Origin of the sequence: Roseovarius azorensis (genome assembly GCF_900109455.1) — a bacterium.
In the GTDB taxonomy this organism is placed as follows: Bacteria; Pseudomonadota; Alphaproteobacteria; order Rhodobacterales; family Rhodobacteraceae; genus Roseovarius; species Roseovarius azorensis.
The window spans coordinates 261,923-271,213 of the sequence record NZ_FOAG01000006.1; the positions used below are offsets into that span (position 1 = coordinate 261,923).

Consider the following 9,291-nt stretch of genomic DNA (forward strand, 5'->3'; position numbering starts at 1 on the left):
CTCCCATTTTGCCCGGACAGGGTAGCCCGGAAGCGTGGCGGGCAGTGTTCGGGGTTTTGAATTCAGAGTCAAGATTTTTGTATACAAGAACTTTGATCTTGCGCACAGGTCGCGCCACGGCTAGGCTTTTTTCATGGAAATGAGACGTGCCGATATCATTGCGGATGCGCTGGAGGAACTGGTGTTTACCGGCGGTTTCAGCGATGGCGACAGGCTGGACGAATTGCGTCTGGCCCGGCAATTCGACGTCTCGAGAACGCCAATTCGTGAGGCATTGCAGAGGCTTGTGTCCTCTGGCCTGGCCGAGCAGATCCCGCGCCGGGGCGTCTTTATCCGGCAGCCCGGTCCGGTGGAACTGATGGAGATGTTCGAGACCATGGCGGAAATCGAGGGGGTGTGCGGGCGGTTGGCGGCGCAGCGCATCTCGGAGGCGGCGCTGGATGATCTGGATGCGGCAAACATCCGTTGCAATGCCGCCGTGCAGGCTGGCGATACCGACGGGTATTACCGGGAAAACGAGCATTTTCATCATGTTATCTATCACGAGGCGGGCAATGCCTTTCTCGAGCAGGAGGCGCTGCGCCTGCATCGGCGGCTCAAGCCGTTTCGACGACTGCAACTGCGTTTCAGAGGCCGAATGGCGCAATCCATGGCCGAACACGAGACGATCGTCGCGGCATTGCGCGCCGGCGAAGCCGAACGGGCGGCAGAGGCGTTGCGCGGCCATGTGGCGATTCAGGGCGAGAAATTCCATTTGCTGATGGCCAGCCTGCGGCGCGCGGCGGAATAGGTTTCGATCCCGCTGCCGCCAAGACCGTACAGTTCTGCCCGGATTTCGTAGGGTTGGTGCGCTCTGCTGGACAGTGTGCGCGCGCGCGATTAGGTAGGCCGAATGGCCAAGGCAAAGGACAATCCGAATTACAAGGTGATCGCCGAGAACCGGCGCGCACGCTATGACTATGCCATCGAGGCCGATGTGGAATGCGGTATCATCCTGCAGGGCTCCGAGGTGAAATCGCTGCGCACCCATAGCGCCAATATCGCCGAGAGCTATGCGGCGGTGGAGAACGGCGAATTGTGGCTGATCAACTCCTACATCGCGCCCTATGAGCAGGCCAAGACATTCGGGCATGAAGAAAAGCGGCGACGCAAGCTGCTGGTGTCGAGAAAGGAACTGGCGAGGCTCTGGAGCGAGACGCAGCGCAAGGGCATGACGCTGGTGCCGCTGGTTCTGTATTTCAATCATCGCGGCATCGCCAAGTTGAAGATCGGTATCGCCAAGGGCAAGAAGACCCATGACAAGCGCGACACCGAGGCCAAGCGCGACTGGGCCCGGCAGAAGCAGAGATTGCTGCGGCATGGAGAGTGAGGGCACAGTGAGGCCCGGGAGATGGATCGCATGGAACTCATCCTCGGTCTGATCGCGGGGGCGGTCGGGGGCAATGTCGCGGGGGGAGTATTCAAGACCCTGAGTCTCGGGCTGACGGGCAATTCTCTGGCCGGGATTCTGGGTGGCGGTCTGGGCGGGCAGGCTCTGTCCGCGCTGGGTGCTGGCGGTGGCGATATGGGTGCGATTGCCGGTGCGCTGGTCTCGGGCGGCGCGGGCGGCGGGGCGGTGATGATTGTCCTCGGGCTGATTCGTCGAATGCTGGTGAAATGATGCGCGTACGACGCGTCCGGCCGTTGACAAAGGTCGGGGCAAGGAAGGTCCGGGCAGCAGCACGCTCCGAAGCCGGAAAAGGGCGAACAGACAGGACACAGGCGGTGGACTTTTGACGCGCCTGCCCCAACCGGAAACAGCAGGGGCTTTGTCAGCGAACCGATGCGCCGCCCGGCGCGTCGCGGGACGCCGGGACCGGCCTCGGACGTGAGCCTTTCCGCGCTGCGCGGTCTTGCCCTTTTGCCCCCCGGACTGTAGGCAGAAAGGGTCTGAACCCGGGGGGCGCATATGGCCAGTGACGATCCGAAAACCCTTGTTTCCACCGACTGGCTGGCGGCCCATCTGAAGGATCCGGATCTGCGGGTGCTGGACGGCACATGGTTCATGCCCGCCGAGGGGCGCGATGCGCGCGCCGAATACGAGGCCGCGCATGTTCCCGGCGCGCGGTTTTTCGACATCGAGGATATCAGTGATGCCCGTTCGGACCTGCCGCACATGGCGCCGCCGGTCGAGAAATTCATGTCGAAGCTGCGCGCGATGGGCGTGGGCGACGGACATCAGGTGGTGGTTTACGATGCCAAGGGGCTGTTTTCGGCGGCGCGGGTCTGGTGGCTGTTCCGGCTGATGGGGCAGGATAACATCGCCGTGCTGGATGGCGGTTTTCCCAAGTGGCAGGCCGAGGGGCGGCCGGTCGAGGACATGCCGCCGGTGATCCGCGACCGGCACATGACCGTGCGGCGGCAGAACCACATGGTCAAGGACGTGACGCAGGTGTCGGCGGCGTCGAAACTGGGCGATTACGAGATCCTCGATGCGCGCTCTGCCGGGCGGTTTCGGGGCGAGGCGCCGGAGCCGCGCGCCGGGCTGCGTCCGGGGCATGTTCCGGGGTCGAAGAATGTGCCCTACACGGATCTTCTGAATGCCGACATGACGATGAAGGATCCTGATGGCCTGCGCGCGGTGTTTGCCGCCGCCGGGGTGAACATGGCCAAGCCGGTGATCACAAGCTGCGGTTCCGGGGTGACGGCGGCGGTGATCAACCTGGCGCTGGAGCGGATCGGCAAGTCCGACCACGCGCTTTATGACGGGTCATGGACCGAATGGGGCGCGTTTCCGACGCTGCCCGTCGCCACGGGAGAGGCATGATGTTCGAGCAGTTGAAGGAAAAGCCCGCCGACAAGATCCTGGCGCTGGCGCAGGCGTATCGCGAGGATCCGCGCGCGGACAAGATCGACCTGGGCGTTGGTGTCTACAAGACGCCCGAGGGGGTGACGCCGATCATGCGCGCCGTGAAGGCGGCGGAAAGGCAGCTCTGGGAAGTCGAGACGACCAAGGCCTATACCGCGCTGACGGGCGATCCGGCGTTTCTCGATGCGATGGTGGGGCTGGTGCTGGGCGAGGCGCTGGCGCGCGATCAGGTGTCGGCGATTGCCACGCCGGGCGGCACAGGGGCGGTGCGGCAGGCGTTCGATCTGATCCGCATGGTCAATCCGGGGGCGCGGGTCTTTGTCTCGGATCCGACATGGCCCAATCACTTGAGTATTCTGGCGCATATGGGGATCGAGGTGGTGATGTACCGCTATTTCGATGCCGAGACGGTGGGTGTCGATTTCAGCGGCATGATGGCTGATCTGGACGGATTGCGCGCGGGTGACGTGGTGTTGCTGCATGGTTGCTGCCACAATCCGACGGGCGCCAATCTGAACATGACCGAATGGCAGGCGGTGGTCGATCTGCTGAACGCCAAGGGCGCGCTGCCGATGATCGACATTGCCTATCAGGGCTTTGGCGACGGGCTCGAGGCGGATGCGGCGGCGGTGCGTTACGTGGCGGTGAACTGCCCCGAGACGCTGATCGCCGCAAGCTGTTCCAAGAATTTCGGCATCTACCGCGAGCGCACCGGCATTCTGATGGCCGTCGCGCAGGATCGCGCGCTGCAGAGGGTGGCGCAGGGCAATCTGGCCTATCTAAACCGGCAGAATTATTCCTTTCCGCCCGATCACGGCGCGAGGCTGGTGAGCATGGTGTTGACGGATGACGCGCTGCGGGCCGACTGGCAGGCAGAGCTGGAGGAGGTGCGGCTGGGCATGCTGCGGCTGCGCGAGCAGCTGGCTGGAGAGTTGCGGCGTTTGTCCGGGTCGGACAGGTTCGGGTTCATCGCGCAGCATCGCGGCATGTTTTCGCGGCTGGGGGCCACGCCTGAGCAGGTCGAGCGGTTGCGGGCGGAGCATGGCATCTACATGATCGGCGACAGCCGGATCAACATTGCCGGGCTGAACGAGACGACCGTTCCGGTGCTGGCGCGGGCGATGATCGACGTGGGTATCTGAGACGGGTCTTGCCCCAATCCGGGCAGTGGCGGAGCGGGTCAGTGACGCAAGAGGTTGTTTTCATCTGCCGCAGGCGTCTGTGGCGCGCCGGGTCCAAGATCATGCGCTGCGATCAACTGGCCGAGATCGGTCGGTGCAATCTGGGAGAGCGTTACAGGTTTTCGGTGCGTGCCCTGCCGCAGATGGCCACGGACGATGCGCGCCGTGACTTTGCCGAAAGTCTGGCGGGCAGTATCGTGGTTCTGCTCAAGGGCACGGCCGCGATGCTGGGTCAGGAGGGCATGCGGATGCTGCGTGCGGCAAGCCGGGGTCTGGCGATCGACTATGTGGACGGACATGCGGGCGAGTGTTTCTCGCCGCATGCGGATCTGCATATCGCGGCCTCGCATGCCGGTGAGGCGATCCTGCGGCGGGTGCTGGCGCGCAAGGGATCTGTCGACGGGCGGGCCGGAGTGGCGTATCTGACGCATCATCACGACCCGCGACTGGAGGGGATGGTGCCGCGCAGGCAGGATACCCTGCGGGCCGCATATCTGGGGCATCCCCGCAATGTTCATATCCCTCGGGAAATCAGTCATCGGATCCAGCGAATCGCGCTGGGCCGGGGAGCGGGTATGCCCGCGGCCTTTGACAGGCTGTGCGATTTCAATCTGCATTACACGATTCGCCCGCCCGGTCCTGCGGGAGCGCCGGATGGTGATGTGGCCAAGCCCTTTACCAAGGGATTCGTCGCGGCGGCGCTGGGGGCCAATGTGCTGGTGACGCGCGACACCGATGATGCCGAGCTGTATCTGGGGCGGGAGTATCCGTTTCTGGTCGATGACTCTGCGCCCGCGACCATCGCGGCTGCGCTCGACCGGGCGGAGGATCTGTACGATACATCCGCGTGGCGCGAGGCCAGCGAACGGATGCGGTATCTACGCGAGATGTCATCGCCGCGGCATGTGGCGCGCGAGTTTGACGTGATCCTGTCGCGGTTGCAGGTTCGTGGTGGGGCGGCCCGCAAGGGCCGTCCCGGCCCGTGAGTGGGCGGTCGCGTTATTCCGGCAGGATCACCGCGTCTATGACGTGAATGACGCCATTGCTGGCCTCGATATCGGCTGCGGTTACGTTCGCACCCTGCACGGTGACGCCGCCCTCGGTCATGATGGTGACGTCGGTGCCCTGCACGGTGGTGGCGGTCATGCCGTTCGACAGGTCGCCCGACATCACCTTGCCCGGCACTACGTGATAGGTGAGGATCGCGGTCAGCTGATCCTTGTTCTCGGGTTTGAGCAGGTTCTCGACCGTACCTGCGGGCAGGGCGGCGAATGCCTCGTTGGTCGGTGCAAATACGGTGAAGGGGCCTTCGCCCTTGAGGGTATCCACAAGACCCGCGGCCTGCACGGCGGCGACGAGGGTAGAGAAATTCTCATCACCGGCGGCAATGTCAACGATATCCTTGCCGTGACCATCGGCAAATGCCGGGCCTGCCATCAGGGTGGCTGCGGTCAGGGCGAGATAAGTTCTGCGAAACATGGTTTACGTCTCCGTTTTCAGACATGGTTTGACGATGCCTGCATTGGCATCATGGGGTGAGCTACGGGCGCTCGGGCGTTCTGGTTCATCGGGGATTTCCGCCAAGGCGGTTTGACAAAAAACGGATGGCCGCTAAGCTGGGTCTGTCTGAAATATCCAATCACGTTTTTGTGATAATGCGGCAAGCCTCCCGTGTTTCAACGGCGTTTCAGCCGGTTGTCCTGCGGGTTTCGCAGGCGGCGGGAAAATCGCCCGGAGGCCACGAATTCGTTATGAAACATGATGTCTTCAGGCGATTTACCGGCTTGTCTGACGCGGGTGAAAGGCGCAGGTTGCCGCCAAAGACCCCTCGGGTGCAGGGGCTGGTTTCATCGGAGATTGCGAATGGAATACGTCACGCAGATCCTTGAGGTTCTGGCGTTGCTTCTGGTGCTGGTTCTGGGCGCGGTGCTGTTCATGGTGGTGCTGTTCTACGTGCTGGACAAGACGCAGACCGGCGATGCGATCCGGCGCAACTATCCGGTGATCGGACGGTTTCGCGGTCTGTTCACCAAGCTGGGGGAGTTCTTCCGGCAGTATTTCTTTGCCATGGATCGCGAGGAGATGCCGTTCAACCGTGCGCAGCGCGATTGGGTCAGTCACGCGACCAAGGGCAAGGGCAATACGATCGCCTTTGGCTCGACGCGCAATCTGGGTGTGCCGGGCACCCCGATCTTCGTGCCGGCGGTGTTTCCTCCGCTGGACGATCAGTTCGCCATCACCGCACCGATGGAAATCGGGCCGACAGCGGCGATTCCCTACCGGGCGAAATCCATCTTCAACGTTTCGGGCATGAGCTATGGCGCAATCTCGCGCCCCGCGGTCGAGGCGCTGAGCCGGGGGGCGGCCAAGGCAGGGATCTGGCTGAATACCGGCGAGGGCGGTCTGAGCCCGTTTCACCTGATCGGAAATTGCGATCTGGTCTATCAGATCGGCACGGCGAAATACGGCGTGCGCGATGCGGCGGGCAATCTGAGCGATGCGCGGCTGCGCGAGGTGTCGGACAACCCCTCCGTCAAGATGTTCGAACTGAAGCTGGCGCAGGGAGCCAAGCCCGGCAAGGGCGGCATCCTGCCCGGCGAAAAGGTGAGTGCCGAGATTGCCGAAATCCGCGGGATCGAACAGGGCCGCGACAGCATCTCGCCCAACCGCCATGCCGATATCAATGATTACGGTGAGTTGCTGAATGTGATCGGCCATATCCGCAAGGTGACGGGCCGCCCTGTCGGATTCAAGACGGTGATCGGATCGTCAGAGGCGTGGGAGCCGCTGTTTGAGATGATCAACGCGCGGGGGGCGGATTGTGCGCCGGATTTCATTGCGATCGACGGTGGCGAGGGCGGCACCGGGGCGGCGCCGATGCCGCTGATGGATCTGGTCGGCATGCCGATCCGTGACGCGCTGCCGCGCATGGTGGATCTGCGGGACCGCTATGGTCTGAAAGAGCGCATCCGGATGATCGCCAGCGGCAAGCTGATCAATCCGGGCGACGTGGCATGGGCGATCTGCGCGGGGGCCGATTTCGTGACTTCAGCACGTGGCTTCATGTTCAGCCTTGGCTGTATCCAGGCGCTGAAATGCAATCGCAACACCTGTCCTACGGGCATCACCACGCATGACAGGCGGTTGCAGGCGGGTCTGGTGGTCGAGGACAAATACCTCAAGGTCGCCAATTATGCGCTGTCGGTGATCAAGGAGGTCGAGACCATCGCCCATTCGGTCGGCGTCGCCGAGCCACGCCTGATGCGGCGGCGGCATGTGCGGCTGGTGCAGGCGGATGGCACGTCGGTGCCGTTCAACAAGATCCGGCCAAGTTACAATGCGGACGCGGTTTTGTGACCGCGTGGTGAAACCCTTTGCTGGCGGTCGCCGTGTCTGCCCCTATATGATCGTTGAACCTGCAGGAGGGATGACATGGCCTATCGCTGGACAAATACGCTGAGCGCGCAGGATGTGACGCCGGAGGCGGTGTTTCTGAACCGCCGTCAGCTGATCGCCGGGGCGGTGGCGGGTCTTGGTCTTGCCGGAACGGGAATGCCCGCGCGGGCAGAGACGCTGGAGCCGAACAGTTGGGAGGATATCACCACCTACAACAATTACTACGAGTTCGGCACCGACAAGGGCGATCCGGCGCGCAATGCCCGGATGCTGACGACCAAGCCATGGAACGTCACGATCGACGGTCTGGTGGACCGGCCGGGTGACTATGGGTTTGACGAGATCATGGCGCAGATGACCGTCGAGGAGCGCATCTACCGTTTCCGCTGTGTCGAGGCCTGGTCGATGGTGGTGCCGTGGAACGGGTTTGAACTGGCCGATCTGCTGGCGCTGGCCGGGGTGCAGAGCGGCGCGCGTTATGTGGCGTTCGAGACGGTGCTGCGCCGCGAAGAAATGCCCGGCACGCGCTATCCGGTGCTGGACTGGCCCTATGTCGAGGGGCTGCGGCTGGATGAGGCGCTGCATCCGCTCACGATCATGGCTACGGGCATCTATGGCCGCGATATTCCCAACCAGAACGGCGCGCCGCTGCGGCTGGTCGTGCCGTGGAAATACGGGTTTAAGTCGATCAAGTCGGTGGTGCGGATCACCCTGACGGACACCGAACCGCCGACAAGCTGGAACCGGGCCAACCCCCGCGAATACGGGTTCTACAGCAATGTGAACCCCGAGGTGGATCACCCGCGCTGGTCACAGGCGACGGAACGGGTGATCGGCGGTGGGCTGTTCTCGCCGCGCAGGCCGACCCTGATGTTCAACGGCTATGGTGACGAGGTGGCCGGTCTTTATCAGGGTATGGACCTGGCAAAGAACTTCTGATGTGGGTCGACCGGATCAACGGGGTCGCCCGGCGGATTCCGGTCTGGGCCATCTGGCTGGTCTATGGTGCGCCGTCGGTCTGGTTCTTCTATCTGGGGATGACCGGGGGGCTGGGGGCAGAACCGATCAAGGCGCTGGAGCGCGAACTGGGCGAGGTCGCGCTGCAACTGCTGATCATCTGTCTGTCGATCACGCCGCTGAGGCGGTATCCGGGGATCAACCTGATCCGGTTCCGGCGCGCCTTTGGTCTGCTGGTCTTCTATTACGTGAGCCTGCATCTGCTGGTCTGGCTGGTGCTGGATGTGCAGATCATGGCGCAGATCTGGGCCGATATCATCAAGCGGCCCTATGTGACGGTGGGATTCACCGCGTTCCTGCTGATGATTCCGCTGGCGGTGACATCGAACAACTGGTCGGTGCGCCGTCTGGGACCGGGGTGGCGGCGGCTGCATCGGCTGACCTATGTGGTCGCTGTGCTGGGGGCGGTGCATTTCATCTGGCTGAGCAAGGGCTTTCAGATCGAGCCGCTGATCTATCTGGCGGTGATTCTGGGGCTGATTGGCCTGCGGCTGCGCCCGGCGCCACAGAATCAGCGCGCCTGAGCGGGCGAATTCGCCCGCGCGGACAGATGCCGCGCGCCGCGACTTGGGGCGCGTCCTGTGGATGACGCAATATCTGGTGCACGAAACCGGGAAGGGGTGACAACAATCTTGCGCAAGCGCTTTGCGGTCTTGCCGAACGCTTCGCTAATCCCTTTGTTTTCAGGTGAAATTCCAGATTTTGAAAAAAACATGACAAAAGGGGAAAAAAGGGGTTGCAGGGGCAGGCCCCTATCCGTAAATAGCGCTTCACCGGCGGCGCTTTGGTGTTGTCGTGTATGTCGGACGGGCTGTTTTGGTTTTTCTGTGACGGTCTGCGAGGCTCGAA

11 protein-coding genes are annotated in these 9,291 nt (G+C 62.9%); 9 read left to right on the forward strand and 2 right to left on the reverse strand.

Annotated features, from left to right (window positions below; genetic code table 11):
- The first annotated feature begins 133 nt into the window (after positions 1–133).
- The 6 genes from BSG08_RS11380 (at position 134) to BSG08_RS11405 (ending at position 5,015) form a co-directional block, all read left to right on the forward strand.
- Positions 134–790 carry a GntR family transcriptional regulator gene (locus tag BSG08_RS11380; protein ID WP_093036712.1) on the forward strand — a complete coding sequence of 219 codons (657 nt, stop codon included), beginning with the start codon at positions 134–136 and terminating at the stop codon, positions 788–790.
- A gap of 102 nt (positions 791–892) precedes the next feature.
- On the forward strand, positions 893–1,369 hold the full coding sequence (gene smpB, locus BSG08_RS11385) for an SsrA-binding protein SmpB (RefSeq protein ID WP_093036715.1): 477 nt from the start codon (positions 893–895) through the stop codon (positions 1,367–1,369).
- Positions 1,370–1,399: 30 nt separating this feature from the next.
- On the forward strand, positions 1,400–1,660 hold the full coding sequence (locus BSG08_RS11390; protein ID WP_217649891.1) for a hypothetical protein: 261 nt from the start codon (positions 1,400–1,402) through the stop codon (positions 1,658–1,660).
- 288 nt (positions 1,661–1,948) lie between these two features.
- The gene (gene sseA / locus BSG08_RS11395; protein ID WP_093036721.1) at positions 1,949–2,806 is read left to right on the forward strand and encodes a 3-mercaptopyruvate sulfurtransferase; all 858 of its coding nucleotides are present in this window, start codon (positions 1,949–1,951) and stop codon (positions 2,804–2,806) included.
- Positions 2,806–3,990: an amino acid aminotransferase gene (locus BSG08_RS11400; RefSeq protein WP_093036724.1), complete on the forward strand. Its 1,185-nt coding sequence runs from the start codon at positions 2,806–2,808 to the stop codon at positions 3,988–3,990. The genes sseA and BSG08_RS11400 overlap by 1 nt, the downstream gene beginning before the upstream one ends.
- 41 nt (positions 3,991–4,031) lie before the next feature.
- Complete coding sequence (locus BSG08_RS11405) at positions 4,032–5,015, forward strand: hypothetical protein (protein WP_093036727.1); 984 nt, start codon at positions 4,032–4,034, stop codon at positions 5,013–5,015.
- A 13-nt stretch (positions 5,016–5,028) separates the two neighbouring features.
- On the opposite strand, the gene BSG08_RS11410 is transcribed toward BSG08_RS11405, so the two are convergent.
- A complete protein-coding gene (locus BSG08_RS11410; RefSeq protein WP_093036730.1) occupies positions 5,029–5,508 on the reverse strand; it encodes a fasciclin domain-containing protein in 480 nt (159 codons plus the stop codon).
- 384 nt (positions 5,509–5,892) lie between these two features.
- On the opposite strand from BSG08_RS11410, the gene BSG08_RS11415 reads away from it, so the two are divergent.
- The 3 genes from BSG08_RS11415 (at position 5,893) to msrQ (ending at position 8,966) form a co-directional block, all read left to right on the forward strand.
- Positions 5,893–7,386 (forward strand): FMN-binding glutamate synthase family protein, encoded by a 1,494-nt coding sequence (locus tag BSG08_RS11415; RefSeq protein WP_093036733.1) that lies wholly within the window; start codon positions 5,893–5,895, stop codon positions 7,384–7,386.
- A 75-nt stretch (positions 7,387–7,461) separates the two neighbouring features.
- Positions 7,462–8,364: a protein-methionine-sulfoxide reductase catalytic subunit MsrP gene (gene msrP / locus BSG08_RS11420; protein ID WP_093036735.1), complete on the forward strand. Its 903-nt coding sequence runs from the start codon at positions 7,462–7,464 to the stop codon at positions 8,362–8,364.
- Entirely contained in the window at positions 8,364–8,966 is a 603-nt protein-coding gene (msrQ, locus tag BSG08_RS11425; RefSeq protein WP_093036738.1) for a protein-methionine-sulfoxide reductase heme-binding subunit MsrQ, read from the forward strand. Before msrP ends, msrQ begins: the two co-directional genes overlap by 1 nt.
- Here msrQ and BSG08_RS19605 read toward each other — a convergent pair.
- Positions 8,954–9,291: hypothetical protein (locus BSG08_RS19605; protein ID WP_217649892.1), on the reverse strand; the 338-nt coding region annotated here is incomplete at its 5' end. The two genes, msrQ and BSG08_RS19605, sit on opposite strands and share 13 nt — an antisense overlap.